Below are 16,074 nucleotides of genomic sequence, written 5' to 3'. Positions count from 1 at the left end.
ACGTAATTGTCAGAGATTGACCTGAGTCGGGCCGCCGTTATTGCCGCGATCGTTGGTATCCGGCGTAGATGACTCGATACCACTTTGCACCGGTTTTGTCGGCGGTGGTGCGTTTTTATCCTCTGGCGGGAAGTACAGTGGTCCCTTCAGTCCACAGCCGGTCAGGCTAAACAGAGTGACAAGAACGACAAGCGTTCGGAAGACGTTTTTCATGTAGAGGTTGCCCGTAAGTTCAAATCTGTTTCTATCATCGCAGGAGAAGACACAAAAGCAAGAGTTTGCCGCTTTCCTGCAACGGGAATTATTTAGCGTTATACTGCCGCCATCACGAAAAACAGGAATAAAACCATGAACGACAGTGAATTTCATCGCCTTGCCGATACCCTGTGGATGACCATCGAAGAGCGTATCGACGACTGGGACGGCGACAGCGATATCGATTGTGAAATCAACGGCGGGATCCTGACCTTAAGCTTCGAAAACGGCAGCAAGATTATTATTAACCGTCAGGAGCCGCTTCACCAGGTGTGGCTGGCGGCGAAACAGGGCGGCTATCACTTTGATCTGAAAGGTGACGAGTGGGTCTGCGATCGCAGCGGCGAAACGTTCTGGGATCTGCTGGAGCAGGCGGCGACGGCGCAGGCAGGCGAGGCAGTGAGTTTCAGGTAGTTGCGTTGCCCGGTGGCGGCTACGCCTTACCGGGCCTACAACGGCTCGAACCGTAGGCCGGGTAAGCGTCAGCGCCACCCGGCAACAGCGGCTCAAACCGTAGGCCGGGTAAGCGATAGCGCCACCCGGCAACAGCGGCTCAAACGTAGGCCGGGTAAGCGATAGCGCCACCCGGCGAAAAGCCTCAGGAAAAATACTGCTGCAACAGCGGCGCAGTTTCCTGGTTAGCGGGCGCCGCAGGGGTAATCGCCTGCGTACGGAACGGGATCACCTGCGCTCGCCCATCCACATTCACAATCTGGTAGAACTGCGGCAGGTTGAAGTTGATAAAGCTTGAGCCGTAGGTAAAGCGATCGTGCGAGGACGAATAGAAGCGGCTGACGTCGCGCACCAGCTCCTCTTTGCTGCCTTCACAGTGGTGATACACCTCGGCACGGTTGGTTTCATCCAGAATGTAGATGTTAAACCCGGCGTTATCGCCCGACTCTTCGAAGAAGAACTGAATAATCCCTTCACTCGCAAAGCCATCCACCACCTGCGGCAGCTTAACGTGGTTGGTTTCCACCTGAACCGACAGGCCATGCAGTTTGTTGTGTGAAATCGCGCCGTAGAATTCAATGGCGTTCTCCAGCTTCTGCACCGACACGTTCAGGCGCTCAAAGAACAGCCCCCAGGTCTGGCCGGAGACGCGCAGCGCTTTAAAGCGCCCGGTTTCCTGTCGGGTGCTGGAGAGACGCAGTTCTATGCACTCAGACACCAGTTGCTGAACGCGGGTACGAATCAGGCCGCGCAGGTGCTGGCTGTAGCAGAACACCTCCACGCTGTCCGGCGGCGCGGCGTCCTGGTGCATCTTGCCGAGGATCGTTTTCAGCGCCTCGATCATCGCCTGCTCGCCGTTAAAGTGCAGGGTACGCACTTCGTTCCACGAGTTGCGGTACAGCAGATCCACGCTGCCCACCAGGCAGTTTTGCTGCTCGCCAAAGCTAAAGACGTCCAGCTTGCGGAAGTCAAAGTGAACCACCTGATTGCGGAAGGCCGCCGTCGGGTCGTATTCCAGGTTGACGATGATCGCCAGATGGCGAATCTCACACGGGCTGTAGAGCGCTTTTGGCGTCGGCGCAGGCAGACGCAGCGGGAAGTGGTGCGAGACATCCGCCACCATCTCCTGCAACTTGGCTAAATCGACCACCTCGTTGCCTTTGATAAACAACCGGGTGCGTGAGGTGAGAAGGCCGTTAAACCAGGCCCAGGCCACCAGCTTGTTCAGGTAGCGGTTATACTCCAGCGGCTGATGGCTGATGATCGAATCCATGCTTGGCGCACGGTTGTACAGATACCACCCGGTGCGGTTCGCGCGGCCCGGCGGTACGTAGATAAAGGTCAGATTCGGTTCAGACAGGTCAGGCGAAATCTGTGGGTTAACCAGCGTTACCTTGCCCGGCAACGCTTCAAACGCGGCGTACAGTTTGCGGGTCAGCACCCCGATATCCTGTGGGCTGGCAGAAACACTAAGGTTGTTACGGCGGGCAAAGCGGATCAGGTTGCGGTAGCTCTGCATCATCGCATCAAGCAGTTCGTTGTGCGCCTCACGCACCTGATCGATCTTCCAGTTGGCGCGGTTGTCGAGCATGGCGAGACGCTCTTCGTCCCATCCCCACTCTTTGACTAACTGGCTGACGACTTCACGACGCCAGCCCACGCAGGCGCGTTCGCGGCTCAGTTTTTCACAGACTTTGAGATAGAAACATCGACGCACCAGGTCAAGACGCGTGGCGTCCTCAATGGCTGTCAGGTATTCGGTGACGCGCTCCAGCATCATGCAGTAGGCATCAAGCCCGTAGGAGACGATCTCCCCGTCGTGCAGACGCTGTTTAATATCTTTCGCCAGCAGGCGCGGCGTGGGGTATTCCCAGGAGTAGGCTTCCAGCAGCAGGGTTTTCAGCACCGCTTTGTACGGTGAATCAATGCTCTTATAAAGCTGCCAGAGGCTTGCGCCAAAGTACTCTTCGGCGGACAGGGAGCTCAGGCCGCCCAGATCCAGCCACTCGTTTGGCGTCAGAACGCCCTGCGAGTAAAGCGACATGACGTAGTCGTCATAATTCTCTTCTTCATCGCACGGCACCATATTCCACAGAATACGTTTCCCGGCCAGGCGAACGGCAGTACGGTAAAACTCATCCAGCAACAGGATGTGCTGAGTCGAGCCGCAGTCTTCACCACCCAGACTGCCGCTTTCGTTATGGCGGAAACGGTTTTCATCAATCAGGAAGAAGCTCACTTCCACGCCGAGCGACGCCGCCCAGCTCTCCAGCAGGCTGCATTTACGCTGCAACAGCTGGCGCTCTTCATTGTCGAGCCAGGACTGATGGCAGACCCAGATATCCAGGTCAGAAGAGCAGCTTTGCCCAACCGATGACGTGCTGCCCATGGAGTAAACCCCGGTAATCGGCAGCTCGCCTTTCGGCGAATCCTGCGGCGGCATACCACGGTAGAGTTCAAGTTCAGTCAGGTAATGCTGTTGGGTTTCATCAGGCGTGAAGAGGCAAATGCCCTGGGGAACGTTACCATCAAGGTAACCCGGCATCAGCGGATGGTGATAGTGCAACAATGTTGGCAGTAGACTGTATACCTGCTGGAAAGCAGGGCCCATGGCAGCAAGCGCGCGATCCACACGCAATTGATTGATGGCATCCAGTCTCTGTTTCAGAGTCTCAATATAGAGGTACAAGACGTATCGCCTGATGTTTCCGGGTGTCGCACGCCAGTCAGAACACAAAAAGCAGCGGACCCGCAGTATTTCAAAAAATAACCGTTACCCTTTTTTCGCCTTTTGCTTTTCTGGTGGTACAGACGAAAAAATGGTCTAAAACGTGATCAATTTAACACCTTGCCGGTTGACCGTAAAGAAAGATGCGCTACATACAAGTGTAGCACCGTTCTTGACGTGTAAATTCCTGAATACGGCGATGGCTGACGAGTACGCCGCCCTGTCCCTCTCACTCTTCATCAACCGTAAAACTGCCATCCGAGTGTCAACAATGTTAGGATGGTTAGCGATTGATAATGACGGTAACAAGCATGTTAGACAATGTTTTGAGAATTGCCACACGCCAAAGTCCTCTTGCACTCTGGCAGGCACATTATGTTAAGCAGCGCCTTGAAGCCTGCCACACCGGGTTACGCGTTGAGCTGGTGCCAATGGTCACACGTGGCGATGTCATTCTGGATACGCCGCTGGCCAAAGTGGGCGGAAAAGGTCTGTTTGTCAAAGAGCTGGAGCTGGCATTGCTTGAGAACCGCGCCGATATCGCCGTGCATTCGATGAAGGATGTGCCCGTTGAGTTCCCGGAAGGGCTGGGGCTGGTGACCATCTGCGAGCGCGAGGATCCGCGCGATGCGTTTGTCTCTAATCGCTATGACTCGCTCGATGCGTTGCCAGCAGGCAGCGTGGTCGGCACGTCAAGTTTACGCCGCCAGTGTCAGCTGGCTGAACGTCGCCCGGATCTGGTGATCCGTTCGCTGCGCGGGAACGTCGGCACACGCCTTGGCAAGCTGGATAACGGCGACTACGATGCCATTATTCTTGCGGTTGCGGGCCTGAAACGCCTGGGGCTGGAAGAACGCATTCGCGTCGCGTTGCCGCCGGAGCTGTCGCTGCCCGCCGTCGGCCAGGGTGCCGTTGGCATTGAGTGTCGTCTGGATGATGCGCGCACTCAGGCACTGCTCGCGCCGCTGAATCATGACGATACCGCCGTTCGCGTAAAAGCCGAGCGCGCGATGAATACTCGCCTCGAAGGAGGCTGTCAGGTGCCAATTGGCAGCTATGCTGAATTAACTGACGGTGAGCTGTGGCTGCGTGCGCTGGTTGGCGCGCCGGACGGCTCACAGATGGTTCGCGGTGAACGTCGCGGCAAGCCGCAAGATGCCGAGGCACTTGGCGTATCGCTGGCGGAAGAGCTGCTGAATAACGGCGCGCGTGAAATTCTGGCTGAGGTCTATAACGGAGAGCCCCCTGCATGAGCATACTTGTCACCCGCCCTTCTCCCGCAGGAGAGCAGTTAGTGAGCCGTCTGCGCGCACTGGGGCAGGTGGCCTGGAGTTTTCCGCTGATTGAATTCTCCCCCGGTCGCGAGCTGCCTGAGCTCGCTGACCAGATGCGTCTCTTGCAGGAAGGCGATCTGCTCTTTGCGCTGTCGCAGCATGCCGTGGAGTTTGCCCATGCGCAGCTGCAACAGCATGCCGTTAGCTGGCCTCACGCCCCCCGCTATTTCGCCATCGGGCGCACCACGGCGCTGGCCTTACATACCGCGAGCGGAATCGATGTTCGTTACCCGTTAGATCGGGAAATCAGCGAAGTCTTGCTACAATTACCTGAATTACAAACCATTGCCGGAAAGCGCGCGCTCATTTTGCGCGGCAACGGTGGCCGCGAACTGCTGGGCGAAACGCTGCGCGAACGCGGCGCAGACGTGACGTTTGTGGAGTGCTATCAGCGCTGTGCGAAACACTATGATGGCGCGGAAGAAGCAATGCGCTGGCACGCCCGCGGTATTAATACGCTGGTGGTCACCAGCGGTGAAATGTTACAACAGCTTTGGTCGCTGATTCCGCTTTGGTATCGCGAAAACTGGTTACTCCGCTGTCGGCTTCTGGTCGTCAGTGAGCGTCTGGCGAACCACGCCCGGGAACTGGGCTGGCAGGATATTCGGATCGCTGAAAACGCCGACAACGATGCGCTGCTGCGCGCATTACAATAACTCTCAAATGGGAAGCCATAATGACGGAACACGAAAAATCCTCCGCCGTGGTTGAAGAGACCAGGGAGACTGTGGACACCACGTCACAGCCAGAGACGACAGACACAACCGTTGAGAAGAAAAACGGCAGCAACAAAACCAGCCTCACGCTGAGCGTGATTGCCATCGCGATTGCGCTGGCCGCAGGCGTGGGACTCTACGGACTGGTGAAGAAACAAGGCACCAACCAGACGGCCACCAGCGACGCGCTGGTTAACCAAATCACTGCCCTACAGAAAGCGCAGGAGACGCAAAAAGCTGAGCTGGAAGGCGTGATCAAACAGCAGGCTGCCGCCCTCGCCGACGCGAACAGCAAACGTGAAGAGTTGACCAAACAGCTGAGCGAAGTGCAGGAAAAAGTCGCCACAATTTCGGGAACCGATGCCAAAACCTGGCTACTTTCACAGGCCGATTTTCTGGTGAAACTGGCCGGGCGCAAGCTCTGGAGCGATCAGGATGTCACCACCGCCGCCGCGCTGCTGAAAAGCGCCGACGCAAGCCTGGCGGACATGAACGATCCGAGCCTCATCAACGCTCGCCGCGCTATTACGGAAGATATCGCCAGCCTGTCCGCGGTTTCTCAGGTCGATTACGATGGTATCATCCTTAAGGTAAATCAGCTCTCCAACCAGATTGATAACCTTCAGTTGGCCGATAACAACGACGATGACTCCCCGATGGATTCTGACGGCACCGAGCTGTCCAGCTCCCTGAGCGAATGGCGTATCAACCTGCAAAAGAGCTGGCAGAACTTTATGGACAGCTTTATTACCATTCGCCGCCGTGATGAAACTGCCGTGCCGCTGCTGGCGCCGAACCAGGACGTCTATCTGCGTGAAAACATCCGCTCCCGCCTGCTGGTGGCTGCCCAGGCCGTACCGCGTCACCAGGAAGAGACCTACAAACAGGCGCTGGATAACGTTTCAACCTGGGTACGTGCTTACTACGATACCAATGACGCAACCACGACCGCGTTCCTTGAGGATATCGACAAGCTGAGCCAGCAAAACATCACCATGAACGTGCCGGACAAGCTGGAAAGCCAGCCGATTCTGGAGAAGCTCATGCAGACGCGCGTGCGTAACCTGCTGGCCCAGCCGGGCGTTCCGGCAGAGCGTCCGGCTGAAGCACCTGCCGCCGCGCCAGCGCCTGAAAGCGCGCCGCAAGGAGAGTAATGATGCTAAAAGTCTTCTTACTCTTCATCCTGCTGATCGCCGGGATTGTACTGGGGCCGATGCTCGCGGGTCACCAGGGTTATGTATTGATCCAGACCGATAACTACAATATCGAAACCAGCGTAACAGGGCTGGTAATTATTCTGATCCTGGGTGTGGTCGTTCTGCTGGCAGTGGAGTGGCTCCTGCGTCGTATTTTCCGTACCGGCGTACATACGCGCGGCTGGTTCGTTGGCCGTAAGCGCCGTCGCGCCCGCAAGCAGACCGAGCAAGCGTTGCTGAAGCTGGCCGAAGGCGACTATCAGCAGGTTGAAAAGCTGATGTCGAAAAATGCCGACCATGCAGAACAGCCGGTTGTTAACTATCTGCTGGCCGCTGAGGCGGCGCAACAGCGAGGCGATGAGGCCCGCGCCAATCAGCATCTTGAACGCGCGTCTGAGCTCTCTACTAAAGATCCGATTCCGGTTGAGATCACCCGCGTTCGTCTGCAACTGGCGCGCAATGAAAACCATGCCGCCCGTCACGGCGTTGACCGTCTGCTGGAAATTACCCCTCGTCACCCGGAAGTGCTGCGTCTGGCTGAGCAGGCATATATTCGGACCGGTGCCTGGGGCTCGCTGCTGGACATTATCCCTTCCATGGCGAAAGCCGACGTGGGCGATGATGAACATCGTGATGAACTTCAGCGTCTGGCCTGGATTGGCCTGATGGATCAGGCGCGCGCCGATCTCGGCAGCGACGGCCTGAAAACCTGGTGGAAAAACCAGAGCCGCAAAACGCGCCAGCAGGTTCCTCTTCAGGTGGCGATGGCAGAACATCTGATTGAGTGTGACGACCATGACACCGCGCAGGAGATCCTCCTCGACGGTCTCAAGCGACAGTATGATGACCGCCTGGTGATGGTCATCCCGCGTCTGAAAACCAACAATCCGGAACAAATTGAAAAAGCACTGCGCCAGCAGATCAAAACCGTGGGCGATCGTCCGCTGCTGTGGAGTACGCTGGGCCAGTCTCTGATGAAACACGGCGAGTGGCAGGAGGCGAGTCTCGCCTTCCGCGCCGCGCTGAAGCAACGTCCGGACGCATTTGATTACGCCTGGCTTGCTGATTCGCTGGACAAGCAGCATAAGCCGGAAGAGGCCGCAGCTATGCGCCGTGATGGGCTGTTATTGACGTTGCAAAATAACGGAACGCAGCAGTAATTAACAGGAGGCCAGATGGCCTCCTTTTTTACGCCCATAAAAAAACGCCTGCTATAAAAGCAGGCGTTAAAACAGGTCTGTAAGACAACATATTTGGTGCTTCACTCAACGTTGTGTCCATGGTGTCTGATGAGGCCGAAGCGACATCTGTCAGTGGACGATAAGCACCGTAAACGGCTCTGCGTCATTCCTGAGTTTATGAGGCCTTAAGGCGAACATAAGAGATGGAATGAGCATCTACACGCATATTATTGCATGTAATGTGCCAGGTTTACACGCAGAACTTTTACATCGCGCAACATTTTAAGATAAAAGGAAATTATGCTGTTAAGAACCGCCTGAAGCCATACAACATCGCGCTGAAGGCGGCGATATGTCGTCACCAGGAGACAGGTTAAGAGGTAAAATAATAAATTCTTAAATATTAACGGGTTATATGTCGCTGAATCGCGACAAGGATATAGCGTGTTGTCGGGGAAAGGCTACAGGATAAAAAACGCAGAAAACAAAAAACCCCGCCGAAGCGGGGTTCAAAATTGGTCGGCGAGAGAGGATTCGAACCTCCGACCCACTGGTCCCAAACCAGTTGCGCTACCAAGCTGCGCTACTCGCCGATGTACTGCTTTTTTGAATTTTTAGTTCAACTCATTAAAAGTCGTGGTGCGAGGGGGGGGACTTGAACCCCCACGTCCGTAAGAACACTAACACCTGAAGCTAGCGCGTCTACCAATTCCGCCACCTTCGCAATTCACAACTCTTTCAATAATGGGGTGGCTAATGGGATTCGAACCCACGACAACTGGAATCACAATCCAGGGCTCTACCAACTGAGCTATAGCCACCACTGTATTCTTTCACGCGGTTCTGACTACTTCTCAGACCACCGCAGCTCTAGCGCCGGGACTAAAATGGCGCGCCCGACAGGATTCGAACCTGAGACCTCTGCCTCCGGAGGGCAGCGCTCTATCCAGCTGAGCTACGGGCGCTTAGCGCCGTTGCGGGGCTGGATATTACGTACCTCCGTCCCCGCTGTCTAGTGCTTTTTTGAAAAAAATGCGCGTTTGGTTATGGTTTGCACATTTTGCCGCTTATTCCTCCACTTTATGGGCGGAGCCACGGCGGCCCAGGCCAAAAAGTTTATATGCAGCTGTGACGGCAGCCAGGAAGATCATCCCGACAAACAGCGACATGCGGGTATCTTCATTAAAGTACATTCCAATTAATACGCAAATCAGGAACGCCATCGTCAAATAGTTCGCATACGGGAACAGAATGGAGCGGAACGGATGGCTGGCGATCGCTTTTTTGTGCGCCTGTCGGAAACGCAGCTGGCTAATCAAAATGACAAACCACGGTACCATTCCCGGCAGCACGCTGGCGCTATAGACGTAAACAAACACGCGCTGCGGATTCGGGATGATGTAGTTCAGGCAAGAGCCAATCAGCAGAATCACAATCGACACCGCTACGCCCGCCACCGGTACACCCACGCGGGAGACTTTACCCATCACCGCCGGCAGCTGTTTGTTTTGCGAGAGCGCGTAAAGCATACGCCCGCAGCTGTACATCCCGCTGTTACAGCCGGAGAGCGCCGCCGTCAGTACCACAAAGTTGATAATGGCGGCCGCCGCCGTGATGCCAATCTTAGCGAAGGTTAAGACAAACGGGCTGCCGGTGGTGCCGATCTCGTTCCATGGGAAAATGGTCACGATAACGAAGATCGCGCCCACATAGAAAATCAGGATACGCCACAGCACCTTGCCTACCGCGCTACGCAGCGTGACCTGCGGGTTTTTCGCCTCACCTGCGGTAATGCCGATCAGCTCAACGCCCTGATAAGAGGCGACAACGATACAGAGTGCGGTCAGGAAGCCTTTCCAGCCGCCGGCAAAGAAGCCGCCGTGTCCGGTCAGGTTACCGAAACCAATCGCGTGCCCGCCGTTACCGAAACCAAAGAAGATGACACCCAGACCCACAACAATCATCACGATAATGGTGGTGACTTTGATCATCGCAAACCAGAACTCGATTTCACCGTAAAGGCGAACGGCGGCAAGGTTCGCCAGCGCCACAAGCCCTACGGCGATGAGCGCGGGTATCCACTGGGCCATCTCCGGGAACCAGAACTGCACGTAGACCCCGATGGCGGTGATCTCCGAAATCCCGACGGCCATCCACATAAACCAGTACGACCAGGCCGTGAGATAGCCAAAGAACGGGCTCATATAACGGTGGGCGTAAACGGCGAAAGAGCCCGTTACCGGCTCCAGAAACAACATTTCGCCCATTGAGCGCATGATGAAGAAGACGAACAGCCCGGCAATAATATACGCCAGCAGGACGGAAGGCCCCGCCCATTTCAGCGTGCTTGCCGAGCCCATAAACAGGCCAACGCCGATAGTCCCGCCCAGCGCGATCAATTCAATATGTCGAGCTTCCAGCCCACGCTGAAGCTCCGGTTTTTTCTCTGCCATAAATCCTCGGTTGTGTTTGCTGTTTCCCGACTTATTGCCGGGTATTGTTTTGAGGGGTACTGAAATACGGAGCGAATGGTTTCTTAAATTCTGGCAAATGGCAAACAATGCATTAAAAAAATGAATGCATTGTACAGAAATCCAGCAGTTTTACAGGGGGGGCTGCAGCGCGAACAGCAGATCGCGCTGCATATTGATTACATTTTCCCGGTGTAGTGCCAGGCGAGGTAGCGCAGCAGACGAATCTGTCGTTTGATACGCGTCGGTTGAGAGAGCAGGCGGTAGAGCCACTCCAGCCCCAGGTTTTGCCAGACTTTGGGCGCCCGCTTAACGTGGCCGGTAAAGACGTCGTAGGTGCCGCCAACGCCCATATAGAGCGCATCCGGGCTGACCAGACGGCAATCGCGCATCAGAATTTCCTGCCGCGGCGACCCCATGGCGACAGTGACAATTTTCGCCCCGCTGTCGCGCACGCGCTCATATAACGCCTGGCGTTCTTCCGGCCTGAAATAGCCATCCTGGCTGCCCACGATGTTAACATTCCACTGGCTACGCAGCTTTTGTTCGGTCTGCGCCAGCACCTCTGGTTTGCCGCCAATCAAAAATACCGGCGTGCCTTCAGCGCCTGCGCGTTCCATAAGTCGCTCCCAAAGGTCAGCACCCGCCACGCGAGACACATTAGCGTCAGGAAACTTTTTACGAATTGAACGCACCACGCTAATACCGTCGGCATATTTAAACTCCGCGGCTTCAATCAGGCTTTTCACTTCCGCATTATCTTCAACCGCCAGCATTTTTTCTGCGTTGATGGCCACCAGCGTGCCCGATTTCATCTGCCCGTCCGCGAACAGGAAATCCAGCGCGTGTTGCATGTCACGCCAGCCAATAAGCTGTAGCCCACGCAGCGCATAACGCGGGGCTGAAGTTGTATCCGTCATGATAATCCCTACTCAGACTTGCGACAGCGTTGTGCTGCCCTGTGGCTCACGTCTGTGCACAAGCCCTACACTGTCAAACAACCAGTACAGCAGTTTTGCCAGCAGCAGACAGAGACCGAAAACGACCATAAAAAACACCACGCGTGAGACGAACGAATCCAGTCCCTCGCGCGCCAGAACGATCATATTGAAAATGGCACCGAAACAGAAACTGTGCAAAACAGCGGCTTTGTAGCGGTTGGTCTCTTGATTACCCAGCGTATATAGCCAGTCGAACCATTTTATTATCAGCCCGACCGCGATCGCGCCCGGCAGGATAAACCACGTTCCGCCCATCACTACCAGCGAGCCAATCAGGGTTGGGGAAATCGCCAGGCCCGAATGGTTGTTCAGCACTTCCCAGGTAAAGTAGTTCGCCGTGTTCAGGACAATACCGGGACGGTCAGGCCACAGCCACGTCGGTATAAAGACATAGAAATCGCGAACAATCGGCGCCAGCCCCTGGAATTCGATTTTGTCGTAGTTTTGCAGCAGCAATGCCAGGTTTTCCCAGGGCGAGAAGGTGTCGCGCGTCAGATACAGGAAGGTATAAAACGCTTCGTCGCCCGCCACGTTCAGTCCGTAGCGCTTCAGCGCCAGCCAGAACATCCCCACAATGCCAAAGACGCCTGCCGCCGCCAGCATCCACAGCGAGATCCAACCGCGAATAATGCCGATAAACAGGAAAATCGCGAAGGCGATAATGATGTTGGCGCGGGTGCCGCCGACGATCATGTAGGTCAGAATGCCAAATGCGACGGTGCTGACCAGGAAGAACAGCCAGGCTTTGCTGTCCTGACGCAGGAAAAAGACCACCAGCATCGCCGGAATGAAGAAATAGAAGAAACGCTTGAGCGCGACGCCGGAGACTTCGGCGGAGAAAATCTGGCTATAGGACTGCAACTTAAACAGTAAAAAGCCGTTATGCATGAAGAAAATCGCCACGCTGACGAGGGCGATGGTCATCAGCATAACCCACGTCAGATGGGTTTCTACCCGGTTCATGGTAAACAGCGGACGACGGGGTGTGGTGTCTTTCGCCGCGCGCAGGCGCGTTTTATAGGTGACGTAATACACCGCGTAGAAGCAGGTCGCAGAGAGCAGCGCCTGCAACAAGATTTCCGGCGGAGCGACGCCAACATCAAAGCGGAACACGAGGATGCTGGTCAGCGGGAAGCCAAAGAAAAAGGTCAGCAAAAACAGCAGCGAGAAGAATACGTTGAAGTTAAAACGTACGCGCCGGAACTCAAACCAGGTGAGCGTGGCGATAAACAGCGTACTCAGCAGCCAGACCACCAGCAAGCCGCTAAATTGCAACTGGCTCATGCGTTGTCTCCTGAAGCAATACGCAGCGCGCGGTGCCACGGCGTGAGATAGTTCGGGCTGAAAAAGTCGATGCTATTTTTATCCACCAGCGTGAGCTGACGCTGCGCTTCCCGTACCACCTCGACATTAAGCGTGTCAGAGGTAAACAGCACCGGAATATGCTGTTCGGCCATGTCCTGCCAGAACGGGTTTTCGCGGTTGAGCACGCACGGTACGCCCGCCTGAATCAGCAGACACAGCGTACCAATCCCCTGCTGACGGGCAAAGATGAAATAGCCCAGATCGCATTTTCGCAGCAGCGCGAGATAGTCATCAAATTCCAGCTTATCGCTGAGAATGTGCAGATTTTCCGCGCTAAACAGCCCAAGCCCCTGCTGGCGAACGTCATCGATGTAGGCGTCGTTATTGGCGGGATAGCCCATCGGCACCACCACGTTCACCGTATCGCCAAACTGTTGATGCACCGCCCGCAGCGCCGCGACATGCTCGTTACTGCGATCGCCGGAATTTCCCACCAGGATGGTCAGTTTGCCTTCACGAACCGCGTCATTCGCCATGGTATTCAGTGCCGGATCCATACGGGTCGGAAAATAGAGCAGTTCCCCGCGAACCTTCGGGTGCTGTTTAGCAAAATAGTTGAGGTCGCCACGGGTAGCAAAAACGCAGCCCACGCGCGCCTGCGCCAGACGACGCAGCGGATAGAAAAGACGGAACTTCCAGCCGTGGGAGACTTCGTAGAGATCCGCTCCCCAGATATGCCAGCTGAACTGGGAAGGTTTTATCCCGCCGCTTAACAGCGCCAGCCACAGCCCGGTATTGAATTGTCCGTGGAAGAAGAAACGCTGGCTTCGGTCCGCTTTGGCTTTCGCGACAACGGCTTTGGTCAGGGCCGCTTTGTCTGGCCAGATGGTGATGTGCAATGCCGGACACGCCGCGCTCAGGCCGTTATCGCGTCCAACGACCATAAACTCGCGCGCATCGGGCGTGCCGGATGCCAGTTCATCGTTGAAGAACCGCAGAACGGTCTGGTTATGATGCGGGATATCCGATCCCAGTATGTGTATCAGTGCAGTCATGCGCGTTTACGCCAAAGTAAAAATACGCCGCAACAGGCAGCGAAATAAACGATATAAGTTGCCATATAGGCCTGAGCCGCCCCCAGCGCACCGTGGGTGGGGATCAGCCAGTGAGAAAATGCCGTCAGCAGCGCAAACTGGCCGATCTCTGCCAGGATATACAACCGCAGCGAAGCCTTCGCAATCACCAGATAGCCGAAAACGTATGCCCCCACTTTCAGCACATCGCCGACCAGTTGCCAGGCAAACAGATCGCGCATGGCGGTAAACTTCGCCGAAAACAGCAGCCAGATGGCGAAATCACGCAGTAACCAGACGGTAAAGCTGGCGATCGCAACCGCCGGCAATACAAAACGCAGGGAGCGAAAAATCTCGCGGGTAATATCCTGCCTGGAAGTCAGGCGCGATAAGGTTGGCAGTAAATAGACGCTAAAGGAAGCCGTAATAAATTGGAGGTAAGCATCTGAAATGCTGCTCACGCCCTGCCAGATCCCCACTTCATCCCAGCTGTAATGCGCTGCCAGCAGGTTTCGCATCATCACGTAGGCAACGGGAAGCGTTACCGAAGTGATGAGCGCCATCAGGGTAAACTTTCCTAGCTGCCCCGCCAGCATCTTGTCCCACTGCGGTTTCAGGTAATTCAGCGGGACATTGCCTCTGCGCATCAGCATAAACGCTGCCGGAATGACAACGAGCGCAGGCACCAGCGCCAGCCCCAGCAGCGCGCCTTCATAGCCGCCCAGCCGATAGCAAAAGTAGTAGGCGATAACGCCGATGCTGCTGCCGAGGATCAGCGCCAGCGCATTCCCAGCGGCATCACGGAAGCCTTTCATCAGCGCCAGCAGCAGGTTTGCCCAGGCGATCCCCATCTGAACGAGCGCCACCAGGCGCACCAGCCCCTGATAGTGTGTGTGTCCGAACAGTCCCTGGCTGATGGGTGCCGCCGCCAGCAAAAAGACGACGGCCAGCAACGTAGAGAAGCCCAGCACCATAGCAGAGGAGGTGCCCACCACCGTGCGGAGCTTTTCGGCATCGTCATGATGCTGCGCGACGTATTTGGTGACGCCATTGAATATCCCGGCTCCCGCCAGCACGCCAAGCACCGTGACCAGCTGGCGGAAGTTCCCTGCCAGCCCAACGCCTGACGGACCAAATGAGACGGCCAGCAGCTTGACGACCAGTAACCCGGCGCCAATTTTTACAAGCGTGGACGCTGCCGTCCACACCGACGCTTTTGCCAGAGACATATCAGGCGAAATAACTCAGAAGCGAATTGATCACCGTACGCTGGTTCACCGGCGCGAGGTTGTAGAACAGGGGCAGGCGGAGCAGACGTTCGCTCTCTTTGGTGGTGTAGCGGTCTTCACCGGCAAACATCCCGAAGGCTTCGCCCGCCGGGCTGGAGTGCAGCGGAATATAGTGGAATACCGCCATAATTTCCGCCTCTTTCAGCCAGGCAATCAGCTTGCTGCGATCGTCGTTATCGCGCAGCTTGATGTAGAACATGTGAGCGTTGTGGATGCAGTCTGCCGGAATAGTCGGCAGTTCAATACGTCCGGCTTTTGCCAGCGGCTCCAGCGCGTCGTAGTAGGTTTGCCACAGGGAGAGGCGTTGCAGATTGATTCGCTCTGCCGCTTCCAGCTGCGCCCAGAGATACGCGGCCTGCAAATCCGCCATCAGGTAGCTTGAGCCGATATCGCGCCAGGTGTACTTATCCACCTGACCGCGGAAGAACTGGCTGCGGTTGGTCCCTTTTTCACGGATCACTTCCGCACGCTCTACCAGGGCACGATCGTTAATCAGCGTCGCGCCGCCTTCGCCGCCTGCGGTGTAGTTTTTGGTTTCGTGGAAGCTAAAGCAGCCGATATGACCAATGGTGCCCAGCGCGCGCCCTTTGTAGGTGGACATCACGCCCTGCGCGGCGTCTTCCACCACAAACAGGTTGTGCTTTTTAGCGATGGCCATGATGGTGTCCATCTCACAGGCCACGCCCGCGTAATGCACCGGCACAATCGCCCGCGTTTTATCGGTGACCGCCGCTTCAATCAGCGTTTCGTCGATGTTCATAGTATCCGGACGGATATCCACAAACACGATTTTCGCCCCGCGCAGGACAAACGCGTTCGCCGTGGAGACGAAGGTGTAGCTCGGCATGATCACTTCATCGCCGGGCTGGATATCCAGCAACAGCGCCGCCATCTCAAGCGATGCGGTACAGGACGGCGTCAGCAGTACCTTGGCACTGTGAAAACGTTGCTCCATCCACTGCTGGCAGCGGCGGGTAAAACCGCCGTCGCCACAGAGCTTGCCGCTGCCCATAGCAGACTGCATGTAATCAAGTTCAGTGCCCACAACGGGAGGCGCGTTAAATGGAATCAT

The 16,074-nt window shown here is 56.0% G+C and carries 13 protein-coding genes and 4 tRNA genes; 5 read left to right on the top strand and 12 right to left on the bottom strand.

Annotated features, from left to right (window positions below):
* Positions 1–9: 9 nt before the first annotated feature.
* Positions 10–213, bottom strand: coding sequence for an LPS translocon maturation chaperone LptM (lptM, locus tag ACOTY5_RS18875; protein WP_003860815.1), 204 nt, complete (start codon positions 211–213; stop codon positions 10–12).
* Positions 214–348: 135 nt separating this feature from the next.
* Here lptM and cyaY point away from each other — a divergent pair, with 135 nt between their 5' ends.
* Complete coding sequence (gene cyaY, locus ACOTY5_RS18870) at positions 349–669, top strand: iron donor protein CyaY (protein ID WP_006812374.1); 321 nt, start codon at positions 349–351, stop codon at positions 667–669.
* A gap of 184 nt (positions 670–853) precedes the next feature.
* Here the strand turns inward: cyaY and cyaA are convergent, their stop codons facing one another.
* A complete protein-coding gene (gene cyaA, locus ACOTY5_RS18865) occupies positions 854–3,397 on the bottom strand; it encodes a class I adenylate cyclase (protein WP_017383591.1) in 2,544 nt (847 codons plus the stop codon).
* 350 nt (positions 3,398–3,747) lie between these two features.
* Here cyaA and hemC point away from each other — a divergent pair, with 350 nt between their 5' ends.
* The 4 genes from hemC to hemY are packed head-to-tail and all read left to right on the top strand — an operon-like array spanning position 3,748 to position 7,842.
* The gene (gene hemC, locus ACOTY5_RS18860) at positions 3,748–4,689 is read left to right on the top strand and encodes a hydroxymethylbilane synthase (RefSeq protein WP_023305227.1); all 942 of its coding nucleotides are present in this window, start codon (positions 3,748–3,750) and stop codon (positions 4,687–4,689) included.
* Positions 4,686–5,426, top strand: coding sequence for a uroporphyrinogen-III synthase (gene hemD, locus ACOTY5_RS18855; RefSeq protein WP_017383593.1), 741 nt, complete (start codon positions 4,686–4,688; stop codon positions 5,424–5,426). The genes hemC and hemD overlap by 4 nt, the downstream gene beginning before the upstream one ends.
* A gap of 20 nt (positions 5,427–5,446) precedes the next feature.
* Positions 5,447–6,640, top strand: coding sequence for a uroporphyrinogen-III C-methyltransferase (gene hemX, locus ACOTY5_RS18850; protein ID WP_015570012.1), 1,194 nt, complete (start codon positions 5,447–5,449; stop codon positions 6,638–6,640).
* A 2-nt stretch (positions 6,641–6,642) separates the two neighbouring features.
* Positions 6,643–7,842, top strand: coding sequence for a protoheme IX biogenesis protein HemY (gene hemY, locus ACOTY5_RS18845; RefSeq protein WP_026080629.1), 1,200 nt, complete (start codon positions 6,643–6,645; stop codon positions 7,840–7,842).
* A gap of 537 nt (positions 7,843–8,379) precedes the next feature.
* Here the strand turns inward: hemY and ACOTY5_RS18840 are convergent.
* The 10 genes from ACOTY5_RS18840 to rffA all read right to left on the bottom strand — a co-directional run bounded on the left by ACOTY5_RS18840 (position 8,380) and on the right by rffA (position 16,074).
* A tRNA-Pro gene (locus ACOTY5_RS18840) sits at positions 8,380–8,456 on the bottom strand.
* Positions 8,457–8,500: 44 nt separating this feature from the next.
* Positions 8,501–8,587: transfer RNA gene (locus ACOTY5_RS18835), tRNA-Leu, on the bottom strand.
* 21 nt (positions 8,588–8,608) lie between these two features.
* A tRNA-His gene (locus ACOTY5_RS18830) sits at positions 8,609–8,684 on the bottom strand.
* 67 nt (positions 8,685–8,751) lie between these two features.
* Positions 8,752–8,828: transfer RNA gene (locus ACOTY5_RS18825), tRNA-Arg, on the bottom strand.
* Positions 8,829–8,930: 102 nt separating this feature from the next.
* On the bottom strand, positions 8,931–10,316 hold the full coding sequence (gene thrP / locus ACOTY5_RS18820; protein WP_017693946.1) for a bifunctional threonine/serine APC transporter ThrP: 1,386 nt from the start codon (positions 10,314–10,316) through the stop codon (positions 8,931–8,933).
* A gap of 197 nt (positions 10,317–10,513) precedes the next feature.
* Positions 10,514–11,254 (bottom strand): lipopolysaccharide N-acetylmannosaminouronosyltransferase, encoded by a 741-nt coding sequence (wecG, locus tag ACOTY5_RS18815; protein ID WP_045142446.1) that lies wholly within the window; start codon positions 11,252–11,254, stop codon positions 10,514–10,516.
* Between the two features lie 12 nt (positions 11,255–11,266).
* Positions 11,267–12,619 (bottom strand): ECA oligosaccharide polymerase, encoded by a 1,353-nt coding sequence (gene wzyE, locus ACOTY5_RS18810; RefSeq protein WP_045142445.1) that lies wholly within the window; start codon positions 12,617–12,619, stop codon positions 11,267–11,269.
* Entirely contained in the window at positions 12,616–13,695 is a 1,080-nt protein-coding gene (locus ACOTY5_RS18805) for a TDP-N-acetylfucosamine:lipid II N-acetylfucosaminyltransferase (protein ID WP_045142444.1), read from the bottom strand. The genes wzyE and ACOTY5_RS18805 overlap by 4 nt, the downstream gene beginning before the upstream one ends.
* Positions 13,692–14,942, bottom strand: coding sequence for a lipid III flippase WzxE (gene wzxE / locus ACOTY5_RS18800; RefSeq protein ID WP_045142443.1), 1,251 nt, complete (start codon positions 14,940–14,942; stop codon positions 13,692–13,694). Before wzxE ends, ACOTY5_RS18805 begins: the two co-directional genes overlap by 4 nt.
* Before the next feature lies 1 nt (position 14,943).
* Positions 14,944–16,074 carry a dTDP-4-amino-4,6-dideoxygalactose transaminase gene (rffA, locus tag ACOTY5_RS18795; protein WP_015570019.1) on the bottom strand — a complete coding sequence of 377 codons (1,131 nt, stop codon included), beginning with the start codon at positions 16,072–16,074 and terminating at the stop codon, positions 14,944–14,946.

It is taken from the genome of Enterobacter cloacae complex sp. SHL018, assembly GCF_049237905.1.
Lineage (GTDB): Bacteria > Pseudomonadota > Gammaproteobacteria > Enterobacterales > Enterobacteriaceae > Enterobacter > Enterobacter hormaechei_C.
Note: the sequence above shows the minus strand (reverse complement) of the source record. Positions and strands in the feature narration are given on the sequence as shown.

What these genes read in the sequence shown, in the direction of transcription:
- ACOTY5_RS18805 (WP_045142444.1), bottom strand. Translation starts at nt 13,695, where the DNA reads ATGACTGCACTGATACACATACTGGGATCGGATATCCCGCATCATAAC.
- cyaY (WP_006812374.1), top strand. Translation starts at nt 349, where the DNA reads ATGAACGACAGTGAATTTCATCGCCTTGCCGATACCCTGTGGATGACC.
- hemX (WP_015570012.1), top strand. Translation starts at nt 5,447, where the DNA reads ATGACGGAACACGAAAAATCCTCCGCCGTGGTTGAAGAGACCAGGGAG.
- hemD (WP_017383593.1), top strand. Translation starts at nt 4,686, where the DNA reads ATGAGCATACTTGTCACCCGCCCTTCTCCCGCAGGAGAGCAGTTAGTG.
- hemC (WP_023305227.1), top strand. Translation starts at nt 3,748, where the DNA reads ATGTTAGACAATGTTTTGAGAATTGCCACACGCCAAAGTCCTCTTGCA.
- lptM (WP_003860815.1), bottom strand. Translation starts at nt 213, where the DNA reads ATGAAAAACGTCTTCCGAACGCTTGTCGTTCTTGTCACTCTGTTTAGC.
- wzxE (WP_045142443.1), bottom strand. Translation starts at nt 14,942, where the DNA reads ATGTCTCTGGCAAAAGCGTCGGTGTGGACGGCAGCGTCCACGCTTGTA.
- wzyE (WP_045142445.1), bottom strand. Translation starts at nt 12,619, where the DNA reads ATGAGCCAGTTGCAATTTAGCGGCTTGCTGGTGGTCTGGCTGCTGAGT.
- hemY (WP_026080629.1), top strand. Translation starts at nt 6,643, where the DNA reads ATGCTAAAAGTCTTCTTACTCTTCATCCTGCTGATCGCCGGGATTGTA.
- thrP (WP_017693946.1), bottom strand. Translation starts at nt 10,316, where the DNA reads ATGGCAGAGAAAAAACCGGAGCTTCAGCGTGGGCTGGAAGCTCGACAT.
- rffA (WP_015570019.1), bottom strand. Translation starts at nt 16,074, where the DNA reads ATGATTCCATTTAACGCGCCTCCCGTTGTGGGCACTGAACTTGATTAC.
- wecG (WP_045142446.1), bottom strand. Translation starts at nt 11,254, where the DNA reads ATGACGGATACAACTTCAGCCCCGCGTTATGCGCTGCGTGGGCTACAG.